The following is a 19,165-nucleotide window of genomic DNA, read 5'->3' as shown; positions in this document are numbered from 1 at the left end:
CTTTATATCGTATTGTGGTCTTTAAAAAATTACATCTCAATAGCGAAACCTTCGCCATTGCATTCAAAATATTGTTTACAGCCAGGATAACTAACCTTACCACATGCGTAAAATATGATGGCGTTTCCTCCTAGCTTTTGAACTTGAACCTTCAAGTCCTTTTTCAAATCATCGACACTGATACGCTCGATAGGATCGATTTCAGTGCTGCAATAGGTGCTAGAAACCTCACCTAACCCTATGTATTTATGCCGAGATAGTTCTGCTAGGGTATAAACCTCAACTGTGCTAGCCACGGCATTATTTAACGCCACTGAACCAATATTTGTCCGCAGTGTTGCCCCACTACAGGCTGTCAGCAATAGGCACAACATCACTGTATATCCATTTTTATTAATCATACATTCCATTCCATTGATGGTTTTTATCCCACATTCACGACGACTTTAATAAAGCATTTTCCCATTGAGCAATAAACCCCAAATAGGCAAGAGGAAATATCGCCTAAGATAAGTTTCGAGTTAAAATACAAGAAATACCCAACAAGTGAAACACTGGCTGGGTTTATTTAATAGAAATAACTATTTTGATTTATCTTTAAAAGTAACATGCTCTACACCCTAAGGTATGGAGCATGTTACGGCTAAACTTAAGCGGTTTTCCACACTAATTTAGGTAGCGCATTTAAATCCAGTCGATCACCCTGGCTAGCGATCGCTATAGCCTGTGGCTTAGTTTTAAGATCTTGATTGAGCACTTCGACTAAGCCATGCTGCGCCTCGGGTTCACCGTGAACCAAGATCAGCGGTGGTTGGTTATTAAAGTGTCGATACCAATTTAATAACTCGGCCTGATCCGCATGGGCCGAAAGCCCACCGACGGTGTGCAACTTAGCGGCGGCTTTTATGCTGTTGCCATGGATAGTCAATTCTTCGGCTCCATCGACTAAGGCACGTCCAGGAGTACCTAGGGCTTGATAACCACAGATGATCACATCACATTCCGGACGCCACAGGTTATGTTCAAAGTGACTGCGAATACGTCCACCGTTACACATGCCGCTCCCTGCAATAATAATCAACCCCTTATGAACATCATTGAGCGCAATAGACTCTTCAGTTGTTTGAATAAACTCAACATTTGAGAGTAGTGGGTGTTGTCCGGGATGCTGGCGGGTGAAACGCTTAAAATCCTCGTCCATTAAAGGATAGTTGTTAACGTAAACCCGGGTCGCCTCAATGGCCATCGGACTGTCCAAGCAGATCCGCCAGCGGGAAAGCTCCCACTCTTTGGCGTATAAGTGAAACAGATATAGCAACTCCTGCGCCCGCCCAACCGAGAACGCTGGCAGTAAAATATTCCCTTGGCTTTCGCTCACCGCCTTAGCAAAAATCTCCTTTAACTCGGCTAACGTGTCCGTCCAGCTTCGGTGAAAACGATTGCCATAGGTGCTTTCCATTAACACTAAGTCCGCCGTATCCACTAAGGTCGGGTTATGCAGGATAGGCATGCCCGCACGCCCCAAATCGCCACTGAAGACTATTTTCTTCTGTGCCTGCCCCTCGCCTAACCAAAGTTCGACTAAGGCCGAGCCTAAAATATGCCCTGCATCCGATAGACAAATATCCACATGGGGGATAACCCGAGTCACTTGACCATATTCCAGAGGCACAAACTGCTTAATGACCTGCTCGGCATCTTCGACGGTAAATAGGGGCTCTAGGGGATCAAGATCATGCTTGGCACGCTTTTTATTGACTCTTTCTGTGTCCCGAGTCTGTAGCATGGCCGCATCTTTAAGCATGATGGCGCAAAGCTCAGTCGTGGCTTTATGGGTATAAATAGGCCCATCGAAACCCGATTTGACTAACAGAGGTAAACGCCCAGAATGGTCTATATGGGCATGGCTGAGCACCACAGCGGAAATAGACTCGGGATCGAAGGCGAAGGGTTCATGGTTACGCAATTCATCCGCTTTACCTCCTTGGATCAACCCACAATCGAGCAATAAGTGTTCATGATCGACCGAAAGCAGATGGCACGAGCCTGTCACTTCCTCCGTCGCCCCTAAAAACTGCAATGTCATCCGCATGGTATCCCTCCAATATGTTTATCTAAATATAGACTATGCCCTTATTCCGCAAAGAAAAAGAATTAACTTATCCAACGTAAACAATGTCAATTTTAGTGCTAACACTTCACCCTCAATAACCGAGTAAAGGGTATAACTCGCCTTGACGCACGCTTTTATCGGCATTAGCAACTGTGCCATCACGCAGCCATTGCTCAATCAAAACCTGCAGGGGTTGCTTGGCTTCATCGGCCGTCATTCCTGCACTGATACTTGGGCTGTAGAGCAATTTAAGCAAAATAAAATCGAGCCCAGTCAATAAATCCTGTGGGGTTTTATCGTTAAAGATGGAGGGAAATACTTTCTCGGAATCATTGGGTAGACCTAACACTTGGGTTATTTCTTCCACCACACAGGCCACTAACTTGCCGTGCATTTTGGCTTGATCGACGGGAATAATGATCCAAGCACGTGCAATGTCGCGCTGTCTGTTAAGGGCAAATGTCCCGATACACACTGAACCATGGAGACTCTTAGTCGCACTCGGCCCCATTAAACGCTCCACTTCACTCGCCCACTGGGATTGACGGGTAAAGACTAAGTGAATATTGGCTTCAGGCAGTGTATTCGTCCGTTGAATATCGTGGCCGGTGATCTTGGCTAAATGGGCTAAGTGCATCTGCACTAATTGGGTATGCAGCGCACTATCGCCCACTTGATGCTCGATAAATACTCGTATCGGCATGCGCCACTTACGCACGCCATGTTTGGCATTGTCATACTCATTGTTAAGGGCAACTTCACCGAACGCTTGGATAATATAGGCGGTGTTTTTCCAATCATTTTCGGTTTTTAGTGACTGAATCAACCCAGGGGATGTTTGCGCGGCCCATAGCGGTAAAGCCATAAGTGCCACACTTATGAGCCCGCTATAAATCAATATATTCAGCCACTTAAGCATTAGTTTTATCCCATAATCCATTGGGTTAGTTTTAACATCATCCCAGTAAAAGCCACCAAGATCCATCCACACTTTTAGATAAAATCCGATAGCAACTCTAACAAGCTTGAATGGGTTCTTACTCGCTCAATTTCACCATTAATTCCGCAGCCACTCTTCAATATCACCGCGGCTAGGCACTGAGCCACTATGCACTAACTCACCATCGATCACTACGGCTGGGGTTTTCATCACCTTAAATTTCAATAGGGATTGAGGATCTGTGTCCTTTTTCACAATCGCATCTACGCCCATTTCTTCAGATATATCCGCTATCATCTCGGCTGTTTTGCTGCATTTATCACAACCACTACCTAACACTTTGACTTGTTTCATGTTGTTTCCTTAGGGATAGATCAATAGGGACGACTTACCGTAAACATAACTGCTCGCCAGTACCTAAAATCAGCACACTGTCACACAATTTAAGATAGTCACCCTATGATGCGCCCTAAAGCATTATTTACTTAGCTAAATCAGCTTAAATTTACCTAGCCATGTACGGCTAAAGCCCATGTTTACTCCAAGGTTAAATAATCACTTGATGATAGGTTTCCACATGATATGACTCGACTAATTCGGGCATCACTTGGTGGAAATAGTGTTGAATTGCATCCTTAGCGCAGTGCTCATCGAAGGCGGCAATATCGACAAACTTCTCTACAAACGTCACTCGGCGTGGCTCATCGCGGCTCACATTCAGCTCGTAACGAATACAACCGGCTTCGCGGCGCGTATCGGGAATAAGAGATGCCAGCGCCTCGATAAGCGCCTGTGTTTTACCTTCCTTTGCGAGAAAACTCGCCACACAAACGAGCTGCTGTTGATTGATTTTATAGTCAGTTACAGTCGACATATCCATTCCTTATTGCCTTAAAATTGAATACTTAGCGCATAGCTTATATAGCTAACTTACATAACTTGGTAGCGCATATCTAAATGGGGAATACCATCTTCTAAATACATCTCGGAGCAGGCTTTAAAGCCAAGCTTTTGATAGAAGGATTTAAGGTAATCTTGGGCACCGATTTGGATCCCCGCATCGGGCCATGTCCCTAGGGCCGACTCAATAGCCCGCTGCATTAACGGTGTTGCAATCCCCTGACCTCGCCCCGCAGGTGCCACGACGACTCGGCCGATACTCGCCTCGGGATAACTCAGCCCCGGCGGTAAAACTCGCGCGTAGGCGAGGAGTTCTCCCTCGGTGGAGAGTGCAAATAAATGCTGGGTTTCTGGGTGTCTATCCTTATCGTCAAGCTCAGGATAGGCACAGGCCTGTTCTACCACAAACACATCGACTCTTAGCTTCAATATGTCATATAGGGTATTGGCAGTTAATTGATTAAACGTCAGATTTTGCCACTGCAAACGATTATCCCTCTGCAAATCATCGAAAAGAGCCCTGAGTCTAGCACAGCATAAAGACCATAAAAAACACATCGTTATAGGCTTGAATATAGGCTTGAATATAGGCTTGCTGACCCATGGTTTAACTGAGCAAGGCTTTTGCCTATCGAATTTATCTATACGGCGCTGTTTGAACGTTGGGGAACTCAAGTATTGGAGGTCCCCGAATTTATCGGCAAAAATGACCAAGACGCCTAAAAAATCGTCACTTTGCCGTAACAACTGTAATTATGTCAGCCTGTAATAGCAGGCAAAGGATAAATCCTTAATGTCATAATTGCCTTAATCTATAAGCCCCTATAAGCTTGGCAAGGTAACAGGCAGCAACAGACCTTAGGTTTTCCTGATACAGTTAGCATAATAAAATTTAACATTTAATCTTAATTTTGGAGGAAACCTAATGAGCTTACTTAAAGAGTTCAAGGCTTTTGCATCCCGTGGCAATGTGATCGATATGGCGGTGGGTATTATCATTGGTGCCGCATTTGGTAAAATTGTGTCGTCCTTTGTGGCCGATATCATTATGCCTCCCATAGGTATTATTTTAGGTGGTGTGAATTTTAGCGATCTGAGTGTTGTGCTACTTGCCGCCCAGGGCGATGCGCCCGCGGTTGTGATTGCCTATGGTAAGTTTATTCAAACTGTGATCGATTTTACCATTATCGCCTTCGCCATTTTCATGGGCTTAAAAGCGATCAACAGCCTAAAACGCAAGGAAGAAGAAGCGCCTAAGGCGCCAGCTGCGCCGACAAAAGATCAAGAGTTACTGTCGGAAATCCGCGATCTGCTAAAAAGCCAGCAAGAAAAGTAAGCTCGCTTTATTGCATAAAAAACCCATCGAATTCGATGGGTTTTGTTTTTTATCAAAGCGATAACTCAGCTATTCGGCAACTTCATGCAAAGTTTCACTGTAATCCTGCACCACTTCTGCCACCCGAATGCGGTAAGCATTAAATAAGCAAGGCACTATCCCCGTTTGCTCGGCAATGCTATGGGCCATCTGGTTGCGCCATTGGGTAATGGACGCCATATCTTCCCAAAATGACAGGCTCAGTACTTTGCCATCGTCGGTTAAACTCTGAAAACGTTCGATGGAGATCAGTCCCTTGCGGCCCTCTAAGTATTGGCGCATTTCAGCCGCCACGTGCAGATATTCTTCCTTGCCTTCCTTGGTTGGAATGACTTCAAAAATGACAGCGATCATAATGCTCTCCAGAGATATTAATCCTTAATCCAAGTGTTAAGCCTAGCCTATATCAAGCACTATAGCTCACTGATTTTTAGACTTTAACATGAGCCTTGCCACAGAAATCGCAAGGCCCGTGATTAAGCTTATTCGAGCATCGGTTGCTTATCGTTTCGATACAGCCAGCGATACAAGGTCGGCAACACCAGCAAAGTCAACGCCGTCGAGCTAAACAAGCCGCCGATAATCACCACGGCCAGTGGCTTTTGGATCTCACTGCCCACCCCCGATGACAATAAAATCGGGATCAAGCCTAGGGCCGAGGTCAGTGCCGTCATCAATACCGGGCGTAAACGCCCAACCGTACCCTCATAAACACACTGATAGAGTGTCTCGCCACTCTGCCTGCGCTGATTGATGGAATCCACCAGCACTACGCCGTTGAGCACAGCCACACCAAATAAAGTGATAAAGCCGATGGAGCTAGGCACGGACAAATAAGTGCCGCTGACAAACAGCGCCACTATGCCGCCAATCAAGGCTAAGGGTACGTTCGCCATGATAAGTAAGACTTGCTTGACTGAGCCAAAGGAGAAGTACAACAGCAAGGCAATCAAGGCGATAGAAATCGGCACCACCAACATCAGCTTTTGCTGTGCCCGCTGCTGATTCTCATACTGGCCGCCCACTATCACTGTGTATCCCGCGGGTAAATCGGCCTGTGGCACTAGGGCATAAATATCTTTTACCACAGATCCCATATCCCGGCCCGCCACGTTGGCCTGCACCACCACACGGCGCTGCACATCGTCACGGCGAATATTCGGCGGCGCCATTTCCACTTCGACGCTGGCAACTTCTCCCAAACGCACCGTGGCGCCATTGGTACCACTCAGGAGCAAATCTTTAATCGCATCAGGGCTTTGGCGAAACTCGGTGGCGAGGCGCACATTGATGTCGTATCTGGCATTGCCATCGATAACTTGCCCAGCACTGGCGCCACCAATGCCTTGACTGACGAGGCTCATCACCTCATCGACACTAATGCCGTAACGGGCCAATAGATCGCGCTTTGGCCGCACGACCAATTGTGCCTCTCCGCTCACTTGCTCTAATGACACATCTACGGCGCCGGGGATTTTCGCCACCAGATCGGTGAGGGCTTGGCCTTTTTCCGACAATACGGCTAAATCAGGGCCAAAGATTTTAATTGCGAGCTGGGCTTTTACTCCTGAAAGTAGCTCATCGACTCGAGTCGCAATCGGCTGCGAAAAGGTCAGCAGGAGTCCGGGAAATACACTGAGTTTCTCCTCCATCAGGCGCTGCAACTCCAAGCGTGAACTTGCCGATTGCCACTCATCAATCGGCTTAAGACCAATATAAATCTCGATATTACTCACAGGTTCAGGATCACCGCCAAGCTCTGGCGCACCGATACGGCTCAGGGCGTATTCCACCTCGGGAAACGCCAGCAAAATGGCCTCAAGCTTTGGGGCGACATCCAAGGAGGTGCCAAGGCTCGCCGTCGGCGCTAGGGTCACTCTCAAGTTAATCGTTCCCTCCTCCAATTCGGGGACGAATTCCGTTCCCAAACGCGGCAATAGCAATATGCTAATTCCAAACATCAAGATGGCGCTGATCATCACCACTTTCGGCCGTGCTAAGGTGGCAGTGAGTAACGTACGATAGCCTATGTCTATAGGCGCTAATACCACACTTTCCCTTAATACTACGCCGCGCTTAAACAAATACACAGCAAGGGCAGGTACGGCAATCAAGGCCACCATAAGCGCCGAGATCATGGCCAATATGATACTGACCGCCATAGGTTGGAACAGCTTACCTTCGACACCTTCGAGGGCAAACAGTGGGGCAAACACCACGATGATAATCGCCGTCGCAAAGAAGATGGGGCTACAAACCTCCTTTGCCGCCAGCATAATACGGATAGCCATATTGGCCTGCTGACCACCATCCTCATCACTGTGGTAGGGGTCAATCTCACCATCGGCCCTATCCCGCGCCTCGGGTAGATGGCGACGATCGGGTTGAGTTAAGTGTTTGAAAATATTCTCCACCATCACCACAGAGCCATCGACTAACATACCAATCGCCACGGCTAAACCGCCAAGCGACATCAGGTTTGCCGACAATCCATAGTAAGACATCACCATTAACGCGAGTCCAATGGACACGGGAATGGACAGCAGTACCAGCAGGGTCGCGCGGATATTGACGAGGAACAATGCCAGAATAGCCACGATAAACACGAAGGCCATCAGCAGTGCGTCCCGTACTGTAGTCACGGCTTTTTCAACCAAATCTGCTTGGTCGTAAAACACTTCGAAGGACACGCCCTCGGGCAAGGCCTGCTCGATAAGGTTCACCCGCGCGCCGATATCATCGATCGTCGCCTTAGTATTAGCCCCCATGCGTTTAAGCACTACGCCTGCAACCACTTCGCCAAGGTTTTGCACTTTGCCCGCCTCATCACGGCGGGTCATAGTCACAGCGCCAACACGAATTTCGCTGCCAAAATCGACGATAGCAATATCACTAACTCTAACGGGTGTGCCTTTATCCTCCGTCAGAGGAATTTGCGCGATCGCCGCTAATCCGGCTTCTCCCGCGGGCAACATGCCATAACCGCGCACCACAAGTTGCTCCTGGCCTTGGTCCATAAACCAACCGCCAGCGTTGCGATTATTGCTCTCTAGCGCTTCGGTCACCTGCGCCATAGACAAACCATAGGCACGCAGTTTATTGGAGTCGACCTGCACTTGGTACTGGCGCACGTCGCCGCCAAAGGACAACACGTCTGTCACCCCCCCCACGGGCATCAGGATAAGCTTCACTAGATAATCATTGAGACTTCTAAGCTCTGCGGCTCCTATGCCGGAATCCGGCTCGGCGCGCAGAATATACTGATAAATTTGCCCTAATCCTGAGGTATTAGGGCCAATTTCTGGCACACCGACGCCACTTGGGATCATCTCCCGCGCTGCCTGCAACTGCTCAAACACTTGCTGGCGGGCGAAGTAAATATCCGTCCCCTCGGCAAATACCACAGTCACAATCGACAAACCCGTACGTGATAGGGAGCGAACCTCAGTTACCGCAGGGAGGGCGTACATGGCCGACTCCACCGGATAACTGATGAGCTTTTCCACCTCTTCGGCGGCTAAACCTTCGGCCGCGGTATTGATGGTCACTTGCACGTTGGTGACATCGGGAAAGGCATCGAGATTCAATTTAGGCAACATAGCCGCGCAGCCGACACTCACAGCGAGCAGGGCCAGCACCACTAATAGCCGATTTTTAATCGCGGCTTCGATTATTTTTTGCAACATAGCAAATCTCCAAAACGAGGGCTCGTATTAGTGGGCATGAATATCAAAGCCCGCTTTCGCCTGCTCGGATGCCAAGAAAAATGCGCCAGAAACCACGACCTTAAGCTGAGCCTCTTTAGCCTTTTCAAGCTCTGGCCCACGCACTAAACTCAAGCCGCGTTGACGCTGCACCACTTCAACTTCGATGGCTTCGAAACCATCCTCATCTTGAATAAAGATCTGCCAATCGCCGTCACCCCCACGGGTCAGCGCCGCATCGGGCAACACTATGCCACCGCCAGCACTATCGGCAGTTTTACCAGCAGAGTTAGCGCTGGCGTTGGCAAAGTACAATTCAACGAACTGTCCCGCATGCAGAACGTGTTCGGGATTGGGCAGACTCACTAACACTTGCTCGGTGCGGGTCACACTATCAAGCTCATGGGAGCGGCCGATAATCTTACCCGCTAAGGTTTTGTCCCCCACTTGCACTAAGGCGGCGCTGCCAATCTTGATATCAGCCGCCTGAGTGGGCGTGAGCTGCGCCTCAACCCACAAATGGGACTCGTCGGTGAGCTGCATTAGGGAGGTCCCCGCGGTAAACACTTGGCCGAGCATGGCGATATCCTGCTGCACTCGGCCATCAATCGGTGCTAAGAGTTGATAACTGCCTATGGCCTCTGGCGTCGATTCCAGGGCGCGAATTTGCGTGCTCGTCATCTTAATCGCCTCTAAAATCGCCCGCTTAAGCTCCGCATCCACCTGCGCCTGCATACGGCGGCTAACACTCACTGCGCCTTCGCTCATGCGTTTGACTCGGCTCCACTCGGCGGCGGCATTGATATAATCCGCCTGCGCCTGCGCAACTGCTGCGCCTCCCAAGGTCAGTAAAGGCTCACCTTTTTTAACCTCTTGCCCCGGCACCACATGGCGCGCAAGCACCCGCACATCGAGCTGCGGTGCCAGAGTCGAGGTTCTGTCTCGGTCAACCACTAAGGTGGCCGTTGCCCTGATATCCAAATTTAAGTTGGCGATATTCAAACTGTCGCTCGTCAGTGACTGCAAACTTATCCCCGCTAAAGCTTGCTGCGCCTCGGTGAACTTTAATGCCTGTTCGCTATGTTCATCCCCCTGCGCTGCTGGGGCACCACTTGCGGCCGGGCTCTGTGCTGCATGATCGCCACTCGCCCATACTGGCTGGGCTAGGGTGAATGTCAGCGAAACCAACATAGATAATGCAAGGGCGAGTCTTGAACGCATGAACGAACTCTCTGTTGGCACTGCAACTGTCGCAGGCAGAAGAGCATTAACTCGGTGGGTATTTGAATTCATTGCTATTTCCTCATTCATTGGCTGTGCCTGCGGCGGCATTTGGTGTTATCGAAGGCGCGGCATTAGCCTGTTTGAACGCGCTTGGGGATGAGACAATCTGCTCGACAAAGGGCATAAGCTGGCCGCTTTCCCCCATCCAAGTTAACCAAGTCTGATAAATTGCGGTTTCAAGGTTTAAGCCGACCAAATAGCTGGCGGCTAACTGACGCCGACTCTGCAAGTACTCGCTGGTACTCACATCACCCGCCTGCCATTGCTGGCTTAGGGATTTAGCGGCCTTGGCACCTGAGGTTTGCACTAATTCACGCCAATCTTGATAACGGGCGAGTAAACGCGGCAGCGCATGCTCCACTTGTTTCTGCTTGGCAGTTAGCACTCGCTCACGGGCGAGGTACTGTTGTTCTGTGATAGCGGTATCTTTTTCGGCGATTGCCTGTAACTCGCTGTAATTATTGCGAACCTGCAGCGGGACTGACACACCGATGCCCAGTTTATTGTCTGTCCCCTCCTTCTCGGCGGCAATGCTGATGGTCGGATCCGCCGCCGTATCGGCCTTAACCTGCATGGCATTGGCCCTCGCGAGCAGCACTTGTTGGTAGGCAATCGTCAGCGCGGGTAATCTAGGTTCTGCCCCAGAGGCCTTGCTGAACTGTGTGAATGCCCCTTCAATGCTCCCGATAAACTCACTAAAGGCAAACTGATCATTGCCAAGCAATTCAATCACTTTTCCATCGGCCACTAATGCGGCCTGTTCGGCCAAGGCATAATCGGCCGAATTACTGGCGAGTTCGAGCTGCATGAGTTGTAGCTCCACATCGGACAAATCCCCCGCCGCCAATCGTTGCTCGGCAATATTGAGCTGTGCCTTGGTAAACCTCAGTTGCTGATCGGCAAAGGTCAGCGCCTTGCTTGCTTGTGCTTGCTCGGCGAGGGCTAACAATCGCTCGGCAAACATTTGACCGCGCTCTAAGCCTATGTCAGCCAATAACATTTGCGCTTCAAGCTGGGCACGGCGAGTTGCTACACCCCGTTTATCGCCCCAATCTAAGGTTTGACTCAGCCCTAGACTGTAGGAGTCAGTGTCGGCATTTTGATAATTCAGCCCAAGTTCGGGGTTATAGACGGCGCGATCTGCCGCCTGAATCGCAAGCTCGGCCTGCTGCTGGCGGACTAGCTGCGCCTGCACTTCAGGTAAGCGGTTAAATTGTTCCACTAACTCAGGCAGCCATTTGCCAAAGGAAACGCTGACTAAATCGGCGTCCTTGGCTCGTAAATCCGCTGAGTTAGCCTCGATAACTTTTGTTTCAACCTCAATGGCTTCAAGGAGGGGTTCAGCGGCTAAGGCGACTGAAAGCTGCAGAGTGGATAGCAGTACACCGCCGCTCAACAAACCTAATAGGGTGCGGGCGATAATCGTTTTCTTCATCGCAAATCCTAACTATATCGAATAGGGATCGGCCACCGCCCCCAGTAAAAACGGGGCAAATTGGCGCCGTTCGGATCATCCCCTTAAAAAATACTCACGGCTCAAACCCATAGCATTTTGCATGCTAGTCCTAGGTGATAAGTCGCATCTTTTTGGGGATAAACTTAAAAACTGTAAACTAAACGGCTTACCGTGCGGCGCTGTGTAATGGACTGGCCGTGGATAAGCAGGATCACAGGATTAAGCGATGGGAGGGCGATATTTCGGGAGATTCTCAGGGGGGAAATAGCTTAAATCGTGGGCCATATAAAGACTTTCAACCATAGGCATAGGCTGGCTGACAAATTGCGTCAGTAGCGCCACATGGCCACCATGGCATTGGCAGTCGAGGCACAGGTCAAAATCTTGGATTTCAGTGGTTTTCACTAAATGCGAGTGAAATCCGCTAGTCTGGCTGGTTTGCAGCGCCTCAACTGGAGTCAAGAACTGCGCTAAATATTCGGTAAAGCCTGCAGCGTCAAATCCCAGCGTTTGCTCATTTGGGCAAACACAATCGAGGCATTGGGCCAGAGTGGTCACTTGAGCACTAAATTGCAGATGGGGATGATTCTCGGATTCCTCGACGCTATTACCCGCATGTAACTGATGCGCACCCAAATTCGCGCCCGCAAATTGCAGCACTATGATGGCTATCAGGAACATTGCCATTCTGACAAAGAAAGGCTTAACGGTAGAAATCAAATATCACCTATAACGGATAACGGATAACGGATAACGGATAACGGATAACGGATAACGGATAACGGATAACGGATAACGGAATTTCTGACCCACAGTTTAAACATAAGTTCACAGCCCGCAAGCAAAAGCCGCCAAGCTGTGATCTATGACCACTCAACTTACTTAAATACACAATGCTTAGCGTAATCGGCGGCTTCGTTTGCCGTCCAATCGCCAGAAGGCTTTTCTTTCATCTGCTTACACCAAGCATCGCTACCCACTTCGGGGGCGCAGGCACTCAGTCCTGCGGTAAAAGTGAGTACCAAAGCAATGGCACTGACTTTGGCAACGGCGGGTTTAGCAGTAAAAGATTTCAACAATGACATAATTAATTCCTTATAAAAATTAAACCCATCTTGGGTATTAGATGGTCGAACGCTTAGTAATCCAGGCAATCGCTTTGGCTTTTTGTTCGAGGGGAAACCAAGCCACTTCACCCTGCATAAAAGGCCCGAGTAAACGCACCGCATTGCCCACCCAATCAGGGCCGCCAACAAAGACCAAGGCTTCAAAATTAGGCAATTGGACTTCACCACTGCCCGTAAGCGATTCAAACTCCCAGCCTTCGAGTAACACGTCCGCCTCAATATACAGGCAAACTTGGCCCCAATCCTTACGGTAACTCTTAATCGCTGGCTGTAGACGAGTCCGATAATCGGTTGAGGATAATCGGCCACTGGCGAAAAGACTGATAACACCCTTAGCAATATCGGGGATTTGGCATAACATAGAGGCACTCCGAATCGAGAACACTAGACTTTTGCAGGCAAGGCCCTAACCTACGCCGTGGCAAAGAATGCGCCCGATGATAACAAATCTATTGAAAAGCCATAAGTCATTATTGATAGCTTCTCAATCCATGCTGAAAAATGCCTAAGTGTGCCATGATAAAAATTTCAAACCGTGTGGAGCTTCAGGAAAATGAAATCGAATGGCAATTTATCCGCTCCAGTGGTGCGGGCGGCCAGCATATCAATAAAGTCTCTACCACGGCGCAGCTTATTTTCGATATAAGAAGTTCCTCACTCCCCGAGTTTTACCAGGAACGCTTGCTCAACAAGGCCGATCATCGCATCACTAAAAGCGGTAAAATCATCATTAAGTGCCAAGCGAGTCGCAGCCAAGATGCCAACCGTCAGAGCGCGTTGGAACAGTTTATTGAATTAGTTGCCAGTGTCGGTGAAGTACAGAAAAAACGCATCCCCACCCGCGCCACTAAGGGCAGCCAAACGCGGCGGCTCGATTCAAAAAAACAGCGGGGGGCGACTAAAGCCATGCGCCAACAGAAGAGCCATGACTAGCCGAGTACAGTGAGGCCCCTTGATTAGGGTTCACGCAGGTTAACCATAGTGCTGGATTTCAACGACATAATCGGCTTGCGGCTAATGCAAAATCCCTTTGAACAGGTTAAGTTAATGGCCTAGTACAAAGCTAAATCAATTCAGCCCAGCTTTAATCCCAAGGCATGTCGTAAAGGAAAGCGCAATGAGTCACAAAATTTTGCTCCTCAATGGCCCCAATCTCAATCTGTTAGGCCGACGTGAGCCTAGCGTTTATGGCCATCAAACCTTGGCCGATATAGTGGCCGTGCTCAACGAACAAGCACAGGCGGCAGGGGTAACACTGACGCACCTGCAATCGAACGCCGAATTTGAACTGATCAACGCGATCCACGCCACCGATGCCCAAATGATCATTATCAATCCGGCGGCTTTTACCCATACCAGCGTTGCCCTGCGTGATGCCCTGCTTGGGGTCGATATTCCCTTCTTTGAAGTGCATTTATCCAATGTGCACGCCCGCGAGCCCTTTCGCCATCATTCCTATTTATCCGATAAAGCCATTGGGGTCATTTGCGGCTTTGGGGCACAGGGCTATGAATTTGCGCTGGCAGCGGCCATAAAGCGCCTTAAGCAAACTGCTTAGGTTTTATCACTTTATCGTGCTTTCGAGGGCTGGGATTGATGGCAATGGATCTTCGTAAAATTAAGAAACTCATCGAATTAGTCAATGAATCTGGCATTGCAGAACTCGCCATTAGCGAGGGAAGTGATTCGATCCGCATCACCCGCTATCGCCCTGTGCCGCAGGAACAAGCCCTCGCAAGCGCCCAAGCCATGCCTACAGCACCTCGCCCTAGGGCCACTGAAATACCGCAGGCAATTGAAGGAACAGTACAAATCTCCCCTATGGTGGGCACCTTTTACGCCGCCGCAGAGGTAGACGAAGCGCCCCTTGTCAAGGTCGGCCAGAGAGTGAGCCAAGGTGAGGTGATTTGCATTATCGAAGCCATGGGCATGACAAACCCCATAGAAGCTGAGCGGGATGGTGTGATTCGTGCCATTTGGGTAAAAGACGGTGATGAAGTCGCATTCGATCAACCGCTCTTTACCATCGACTCACTGCCCAGCAGCGAGACCCAAAGCTCAACTTAGGTATTAAACTTAAGTATTGAACTAGGGCCCTAAACCTAGGAATAAACAGAGAAAGACTCACGAGGTCAATATGATACTCATTACTGGCGCAAGCAGTGGATTAGGCGCCGCATTAGCCGCACGCTATGCCAAAGAAAACACCCCACTGACACTCACGGGCCGCGATAGCAAGCGCCTACAAACAGTGGCCAATGCCTTAAGCCCCTTTTCAAGCCAAGGTATCACCGCGATCACCGCCGATTTAACCCGTGAGCAAAGCATTACAGCCCTCTTCGATGGCTTAACGCAAGCCCCAAAAACCGTGTTCCACTGCGCGGGCAGCGGCTACTTTGGTGCGATCGAAACCCAAAGGGCGAGCGATATCCAAAGCCTGCTAGATAACAATGTCACTTCGACAATCCTGTTAGTGCGCGAGTTAGTGCAACGCTATAAAGAGAGCCAGGTGACTGTGGTGATTGTGATGTCCACCGCCGCACTTGCCGCCAAGGCGGGAGAATCCACCTACTGCGCGGCCAAATGGGCGGTGAGAGGCTTTGTTGAATCGGTGCGTTTAGAGCTAAAAAATAGCCCCATGAAGTTAATTGCCGTGTATCCCGGCGGCATGGATACCGGTTTTTGGCCCAGTAGCGGTAAAACGCTAGATACCTCAGACTTTATGTCCGCCGATGAAGCCGCTGGCATGCTCAAACAAGCCCTTATCGCCACAGAGCATGGTTATATCGCCGATATCACCATACAACGTCGCTAGCAATAAATAGGGGGGCCTGATATGGCCCCCTTGTTCTAAATAACTGATCCTAATTATGCTACATAGCAGGGTATCGCACGCAGGCACGCCATTAACTCTTCCCTGAGGGCTCCACCGCGCCATCCATGGCGCAGAGGGCCTGCTTACCGATACCCTGCTAGCCCTAATAAGTGATCTACAATTCGAAATGGCTATTTAACGAGCTGTTCTTGATAGGTTTGGCTGTTCCAATCGTAGGCATAGAGCACGCCCTGCCACTCATATAGAGTACGGCCATCCTGCTGCACGATTCTGGCATTACTCGGTAAACTCGACACACTGCGAGCCCGCGGCACCTTAGGTGCAAGTGCCCCCGTCGCATTCGCTGTTTGGCCGTTTGCGCCGCTAGGCATACTCGACACCATACGGCCTTCATTCGGAGCATACTGCATACTCGTCGTCACCCGTACTGGGGCTGAAACGGCAACGGATTCCTCTTCATAGTCCATTGGAATCGATAGGCCGATGCTAGAGTAAGGTGAGTTCCAATAACCACGGGAACCCAAGCCATAGCCAAGATTCCACCCCGAATACCAGCGGCTACCCCAAGGGTAATACGGGCGATAGTAAGGACGATAATAAGGGCGATAGCCATTATAACTATGGGTATTGTTATAGTGGTTGTTGTACTGATTCGCACTATTATGTTCTGAGTAGCCACGCTGACTGGCAAAGGTTGCCGTTGGAGCCCCCAACACAAATATCCCCAGAGCCAAGGATAAAACTAAGCCCTTTAGCTGCCACCTATGGGCAACATATGGCTCACTTGGGGTGCACTTTTGTTGGGCAAACAGCTGGGAGATATGCATATAAACCTCGAGATACAGGGCGTAAGCGAGATAAACCGCGGCCTACTGCTGCTCATTTTACGCTTCAAAAGCTTGAAGATCACTGAATAGGTTAACCCTAAAACAGAAAAATGCTATAGTGCGCGCCACATGGATTTTCACCGCAGAGGCTATTTCCACATGAGTTTTAAGGATTTACGCAGCTTTATTGATCACTTAGAAGCCAATGGCGAACTCAAACGCATTAGCTACCCAGTTGATCCTCATTTAGAAATGACAGAGATCGCCGATCGCGTCCTGCGCGCCAAAGGCCCTGCACTCTTGTTTGAAAATCCCAAAGATCATCACATGCCAGTGTTGGCAAACCTGTTCGGCACTCCAAAACGTGTGGCTATGGCGCTCGGTAAAGACGACCCATTAGCCCTGCGCGAAGTGGGCGAACTACTGGCCTTTTTAAAGGAACCCGAACCACCACGGGGCTTTAAAGACGCGATCGCTAAGATCCCTATGTTCAAGCAAGCCTTGAATATGCCGCCAAAGACAGTGCGTAATCCGCCTTGCCAACAAATCATCAAAACCGGCGATGAAGTCGATTTAACCCAATTGCCTATTCAGCATTGCTGGCCGGGTGATGTTGCGCCACTGGTGACCTGGGGCTTAACCATCACCAAAGGGCCGCGTAAGAGTCGCCAGAATTTAGGCATTTATCGCCAACAGTTACTGGGTAAAAACAAGCTGATCATGCGCTGGTTATCCCACCGTGGCGGCGCGTTAGACTTTGCTGATTTTAAACAACAATTCCCCGGTGAGCGTTATCCGGTTGTGGTCGCACTTGGCGCCGATCCTGTGACCATTTTAGGCGCCGTCACCCCAGTCCCCGATTCCATGAGCGAATACGCTTTTGCCGGTTTGCTGCGCGGTGAACGCACCGAAGTCTGCAAGGCATTAAGCTGCGACTTAGAAGTGCCCGCCACCAGTGAAATCATCCTCGAAGGCTATATCGACCCTGAGGAACTGGCGGAAGAAGGCCCCTACGGCGATCACACGGGTTACTACAACGAAACCGATAAGTTTCCCGTGTTTACCGTTACCCACATCACGCAACGTAAAGATGCCATCTACCACAGCACTTACACTGGCCGTCCACCGGATGAGCCCGCCATGCTGGGGGTGGCATTAAACGAAGTGTTTGTGCCGATTTTGCGTAAGCAATACCCTGAGATCGTTGATTTTTATCTGCCGCCTGAGGGTTGTTCGTACCGCATGGCTGTGATCTCCATTCGCAAACAATATCCGGGGCACGCCAAACGGGTGATGATGGGCGCTTGGTCTTTCCTGCGCCAATTTATGTATACCAAGTTTATTGTCATCGTCGATGAGGATGTGAATTGCCGCGACTGGCAGGACGTGATCTGGGCGATCACCACCCGCATGGATCCTAAACGCGATACCGTGATGATCGAAAACACCCCGATCGACTACCTCGATTTTGCCTCTCCCGTCGCGGGCTTAGGCTCAAAAATGGGACTCGATGCCACCAATAAGTGGGAAGGTGAAACCAACCGTGAATGGGGCACGCCAATCGTGATGGACCCAAAGGTTAAACAAAAGATCGACTCAATTTGGGATGAGTTAGGCATAGACGACAGCCCAACCCTATAATTCAGCTTAAGCACATACTCAAGTACCCACTTAAGCCAAGAGAATAGGCCAATAATCGGCCGCTAAAGCGACACCTAAACACATAACGTTGATCAAAGGTGCAAAGGAAGTTTGATGAAAACCATACGCTGTAAGATAGAGAAAGTTAGCCCATTTAACGACGCCGTTTATCAAGTGTTGTTAAAGCCAGAAACCGCCTTCGATTTTCAAGCGGGACAATACTTATGTGTTGTTATGGGTGAAAAAGATAAACGCCCCTTCTCTATCGCGTCAGCGCCCAATGCCGAGTTTATTGAGTTACACATTGGCGCCGCCGTCAGCGAAAGCTACCCAATGCAAGTGGTCGAGCGTTTAAAAACCAGCAGCCATATCGATATCGAAGCCCCAGGCGGCGAAGCCCACCTACGTCACGAGAGCATCCGCCCTCGCCTGTTAATCGCCGGCGGCACTGGTTTCTCTTACATTAAGAGTATCGTCGAGCAGCAAATCGCCCTAGGTCAACAGGTTGAAACCACTCTGTATTGGGGTTGTCGCACCCAAGATGCCATGTATTTTGAGACCATCGCCCGCCAATGGCACGACGCTTACCCTTGGCTACACTTTGTCCCAGTCATCGAAGAAGCCCCCGCCAACTGGCAGGGTAAAACTGCCAATTTGTTAGCCCAAATCAAACAGGATTTTGTCAGCTTAAACGGCTACGACATCTATATCGCCGGCCGTTTCGATATGGTAGGTGCCGCAAGGGAAATCTTCCGTGAGATTGGCGTTGAGGAAGCGCATCTCTACGGAGATGCGTTCGCGTTTATCAAATAACGCGTTGATTTGTTTGTATTTATCAGTCTATATCGTTAGCCATCAGTCTAATACAGCCAGCCACTCATTCAGCGTCATTCCCGCAATGCTGTTAAGCGGGAATCCAGCTTTGAGCTAACTGGCTGTTGTTTAATCATTTAACCAACTGG

Annotated in this window: 21 protein-coding genes; 7 read left to right on the top strand and 14 right to left on the bottom strand. The window is 49.6% G+C overall.

The features are described from left to right. Positions 1-29 precede the first annotated feature (29 nt). The 6 genes from JFT56_RS02845 to JFT56_RS02820 all read right to left on the bottom strand — a co-directional run bounded on the left by JFT56_RS02845 (position 30) and on the right by JFT56_RS02820 (position 4,439). Positions 30-401 carry a hypothetical protein gene (locus JFT56_RS02845; protein ID WP_198782214.1) on the bottom strand — a complete coding sequence of 124 codons (372 nt, stop codon included), beginning with the start codon at positions 399-401 and terminating at the stop codon, positions 30-32. Between the two features lie 248 nt (positions 402-649). Then, complete coding sequence (locus JFT56_RS02840; RefSeq protein WP_198782213.1) at positions 650-2,092, bottom strand: MBL fold metallo-hydrolase RNA specificity domain-containing protein; 1,443 nt, start codon at positions 2,090-2,092, stop codon at positions 650-652. Positions 2,093-2,204: 112 nt separating this feature from the next. Then, entirely contained in the window at positions 2,205-2,978 is a 774-nt protein-coding gene (locus tag JFT56_RS02835) for a DUF2927 domain-containing protein (protein WP_420136011.1), read from the bottom strand. A gap of 192 nt (positions 2,979-3,170) precedes the next feature. Further along, entirely contained in the window at positions 3,171-3,407 is a 237-nt protein-coding gene (locus JFT56_RS02830; protein ID WP_198782211.1) for a thioredoxin family protein, read from the bottom strand. Positions 3,408-3,600: 193 nt separating this feature from the next. Further along, entirely contained in the window at positions 3,601-3,927 is a 327-nt protein-coding gene (locus JFT56_RS02825; protein ID WP_198782210.1) for a putative quinol monooxygenase, read from the bottom strand. A gap of 56 nt (positions 3,928-3,983) precedes the next feature. Further along, positions 3,984-4,439 (bottom strand): GNAT family N-acetyltransferase, encoded by a 456-nt coding sequence (locus JFT56_RS02820; protein WP_198782209.1) that lies wholly within the window; start codon positions 4,437-4,439, stop codon positions 3,984-3,986. A 439-nt stretch (positions 4,440-4,878) separates the two neighbouring features. Here JFT56_RS02820 and mscL point away from each other — a divergent pair, with 439 nt between their 5' ends. Beyond that, the gene (mscL, locus tag JFT56_RS02815; RefSeq protein WP_198782208.1) at positions 4,879-5,289 is read left to right on the top strand and encodes a large-conductance mechanosensitive channel protein MscL; all 411 of its coding nucleotides are present in this window, start codon (positions 4,879-4,881) and stop codon (positions 5,287-5,289) included. A 69-nt stretch (positions 5,290-5,358) separates the two neighbouring features. Here mscL and JFT56_RS02810 read toward each other — a convergent pair whose 3' ends face one another. From JFT56_RS02810 to JFT56_RS02780, 7 genes are all read right to left on the bottom strand, one after another. Then, positions 5,359-5,682, bottom strand: coding sequence for an antibiotic biosynthesis monooxygenase family protein (locus tag JFT56_RS02810; RefSeq protein ID WP_198782207.1), 324 nt, complete (start codon positions 5,680-5,682; stop codon positions 5,359-5,361). 128 nt (positions 5,683-5,810) lie between these two features. Further along, on the bottom strand, positions 5,811-9,014 hold the full coding sequence (locus JFT56_RS02805; protein WP_198782206.1) for an efflux RND transporter permease subunit: 3,204 nt from the start codon (positions 9,012-9,014) through the stop codon (positions 5,811-5,813). Positions 9,015-9,041: 27 nt separating this feature from the next. Further along, the gene (locus JFT56_RS02800; protein ID WP_198782205.1) at positions 9,042-10,325 is read right to left on the bottom strand and encodes an efflux RND transporter periplasmic adaptor subunit; all 1,284 of its coding nucleotides are present in this window, start codon (positions 10,323-10,325) and stop codon (positions 9,042-9,044) included. A gap of 10 nt (positions 10,326-10,335) precedes the next feature. Next, on the bottom strand, positions 10,336-11,751 hold the full coding sequence (locus tag JFT56_RS02795) for a TolC family protein (RefSeq protein WP_198782204.1): 1,416 nt from the start codon (positions 11,749-11,751) through the stop codon (positions 10,336-10,338). A 240-nt stretch (positions 11,752-11,991) separates the two neighbouring features. Further along, entirely contained in the window at positions 11,992-12,459 is a 468-nt protein-coding gene (locus JFT56_RS02790; protein ID WP_198783484.1) for a hypothetical protein, read from the bottom strand. A gap of 191 nt (positions 12,460-12,650) precedes the next feature. Continuing rightward, entirely contained in the window at positions 12,651-12,857 is a 207-nt protein-coding gene (locus JFT56_RS02785; RefSeq protein WP_198782203.1) for a DUF3012 domain-containing protein, read from the bottom strand. Between the two features lie 37 nt (positions 12,858-12,894). Continuing rightward, the gene (locus JFT56_RS02780; RefSeq protein ID WP_198782202.1) at positions 12,895-13,260 is read right to left on the bottom strand and encodes an STAS/SEC14 domain-containing protein; all 366 of its coding nucleotides are present in this window, start codon (positions 13,258-13,260) and stop codon (positions 12,895-12,897) included. A 140-nt stretch (positions 13,261-13,400) separates the two neighbouring features. On the opposite strand from JFT56_RS02780, the gene arfB reads away from it, so the two are divergent. The 4 genes from arfB to JFT56_RS02760 all read left to right on the top strand — a co-directional run bounded on the left by arfB (position 13,401) and on the right by JFT56_RS02760 (position 15,714). Then, complete coding sequence (arfB, locus tag JFT56_RS02775; RefSeq protein ID WP_198782201.1) at positions 13,401-13,832, top strand: alternative ribosome rescue aminoacyl-tRNA hydrolase ArfB; 432 nt, start codon at positions 13,401-13,403, stop codon at positions 13,830-13,832. 184 nt (positions 13,833-14,016) lie between these two features. After that, a complete protein-coding gene (gene aroQ / locus JFT56_RS02770) occupies positions 14,017-14,457 on the top strand; it encodes a type II 3-dehydroquinate dehydratase (protein ID WP_198782200.1) in 441 nt (146 codons plus the stop codon). Positions 14,458-14,495: 38 nt separating this feature from the next. After that, positions 14,496-14,966, top strand: a complete 471-nt coding sequence (gene accB / locus JFT56_RS02765; RefSeq protein ID WP_198782199.1) for an acetyl-CoA carboxylase biotin carboxyl carrier protein — start codon at positions 14,496-14,498, stop codon at positions 14,964-14,966. Between the two features lie 70 nt (positions 14,967-15,036). Then, the gene (locus JFT56_RS02760; protein WP_198782198.1) at positions 15,037-15,714 is read left to right on the top strand and encodes an SDR family NAD(P)-dependent oxidoreductase; all 678 of its coding nucleotides are present in this window, start codon (positions 15,037-15,039) and stop codon (positions 15,712-15,714) included. Positions 15,715-15,905: 191 nt separating this feature from the next. Here JFT56_RS02760 and JFT56_RS02755 read toward each other — a convergent pair whose 3' ends face one another. After that, on the bottom strand, positions 15,906-16,562 hold the full coding sequence (locus JFT56_RS02755; protein ID WP_198782197.1) for a hypothetical protein: 657 nt from the start codon (positions 16,560-16,562) through the stop codon (positions 15,906-15,908). Positions 16,563-16,721: 159 nt separating this feature from the next. On the opposite strand from JFT56_RS02755, the gene ubiD reads away from it, so the two are divergent. Together ubiD and fre are read left to right on the top strand one after the other, a co-directional pair. Beyond that, a complete protein-coding gene (gene ubiD, locus JFT56_RS02750; protein WP_198782196.1) occupies positions 16,722-18,203 on the top strand; it encodes a 4-hydroxy-3-polyprenylbenzoate decarboxylase in 1,482 nt (493 codons plus the stop codon). Between the two features lie 114 nt (positions 18,204-18,317). Beyond that, a complete protein-coding gene (gene fre / locus JFT56_RS02745) occupies positions 18,318-19,016 on the top strand; it encodes an NAD(P)H-flavin reductase (protein ID WP_198782195.1) in 699 nt (232 codons plus the stop codon). Positions 19,017-19,165: the final 149 nt, after the last annotated feature.

Origin of the sequence: Shewanella putrefaciens, from assembly GCF_016406305.1 — a bacterium.
Taxonomy (GTDB): Bacteria; Pseudomonadota; Gammaproteobacteria; order Enterobacterales; family Shewanellaceae; genus Shewanella; species Shewanella putrefaciens_C.
Note: the sequence above shows the minus strand (reverse complement) of the source record. Positions and strands in the feature narration are given on the sequence as shown.

What these genes read in the sequence shown, in the direction of transcription:
- JFT56_RS02755 (WP_198782197.1), bottom strand. Translation starts at nt 16,562, where the DNA reads ATGCATATCTCCCAGCTGTTTGCCCAACAAAAGTGCACCCCAAGTGAG.
- fre (WP_198782195.1), top strand. Translation starts at nt 18,318, where the DNA reads ATGAAAACCATACGCTGTAAGATAGAGAAAGTTAGCCCATTTAACGAC.
- JFT56_RS02825 (WP_198782210.1), bottom strand. Translation starts at nt 3,927, where the DNA reads ATGTCGACTGTAACTGACTATAAAATCAATCAACAGCAGCTCGTTTGT.
- JFT56_RS02805 (WP_198782206.1), bottom strand. Translation starts at nt 9,014, where the DNA reads ATGTTGCAAAAAATAATCGAAGCCGCGATTAAAAATCGGCTATTAGTG.
- JFT56_RS02800 (WP_198782205.1), bottom strand. Translation starts at nt 10,325, where the DNA reads ATGAATTCAAATACCCACCGAGTTAATGCTCTTCTGCCTGCGACAGTT.
- JFT56_RS02785 (WP_198782203.1), bottom strand. Translation starts at nt 12,857, where the DNA reads ATGTCATTGTTGAAATCTTTTACTGCTAAACCCGCCGTTGCCAAAGTC.
- accB (WP_198782199.1), top strand. Translation starts at nt 14,496, where the DNA reads ATGGCAATGGATCTTCGTAAAATTAAGAAACTCATCGAATTAGTCAAT.
- JFT56_RS02840 (WP_198782213.1), bottom strand. Translation starts at nt 2,092, where the DNA reads ATGCGGATGACATTGCAGTTTTTAGGGGCGACGGAGGAAGTGACAGGC.
- arfB (WP_198782201.1), top strand. Translation starts at nt 13,401, where the DNA reads ATGCCTAAGTGTGCCATGATAAAAATTTCAAACCGTGTGGAGCTTCAG.
- aroQ (WP_198782200.1), top strand. Translation starts at nt 14,017, where the DNA reads ATGAGTCACAAAATTTTGCTCCTCAATGGCCCCAATCTCAATCTGTTA.
- JFT56_RS02795 (WP_198782204.1), bottom strand. Translation starts at nt 11,751, where the DNA reads ATGAAGAAAACGATTATCGCCCGCACCCTATTAGGTTTGTTGAGCGGC.
- JFT56_RS02780 (WP_198782202.1), bottom strand. Translation starts at nt 13,260, where the DNA reads ATGTTATGCCAAATCCCCGATATTGCTAAGGGTGTTATCAGTCTTTTC.
- JFT56_RS02830 (WP_198782211.1), bottom strand. Translation starts at nt 3,407, where the DNA reads ATGAAACAAGTCAAAGTGTTAGGTAGTGGTTGTGATAAATGCAGCAAA.
- JFT56_RS02810 (WP_198782207.1), bottom strand. Translation starts at nt 5,682, where the DNA reads ATGATCGCTGTCATTTTTGAAGTCATTCCAACCAAGGAAGGCAAGGAA.
- mscL (WP_198782208.1), top strand. Translation starts at nt 4,879, where the DNA reads ATGAGCTTACTTAAAGAGTTCAAGGCTTTTGCATCCCGTGGCAATGTG.
- JFT56_RS02790 (WP_198783484.1), bottom strand. Translation starts at nt 12,459, where the DNA reads ATGGCAATGTTCCTGATAGCCATCATAGTGCTGCAATTTGCGGGCGCG.
- JFT56_RS02845 (WP_198782214.1), bottom strand. Translation starts at nt 401, where the DNA reads ATGATTAATAAAAATGGATATACAGTGATGTTGTGCCTATTGCTGACA.
- JFT56_RS02760 (WP_198782198.1), top strand. Translation starts at nt 15,037, where the DNA reads ATGATACTCATTACTGGCGCAAGCAGTGGATTAGGCGCCGCATTAGCC.
- JFT56_RS02835 (WP_420136011.1), bottom strand. Translation starts at nt 2,978, where the DNA reads ATGGCTTTACCGCTATGGGCCGCGCAAACATCCCCTGGGTTGATTCAG.
- ubiD (WP_198782196.1), top strand. Translation starts at nt 16,722, where the DNA reads ATGAGTTTTAAGGATTTACGCAGCTTTATTGATCACTTAGAAGCCAAT.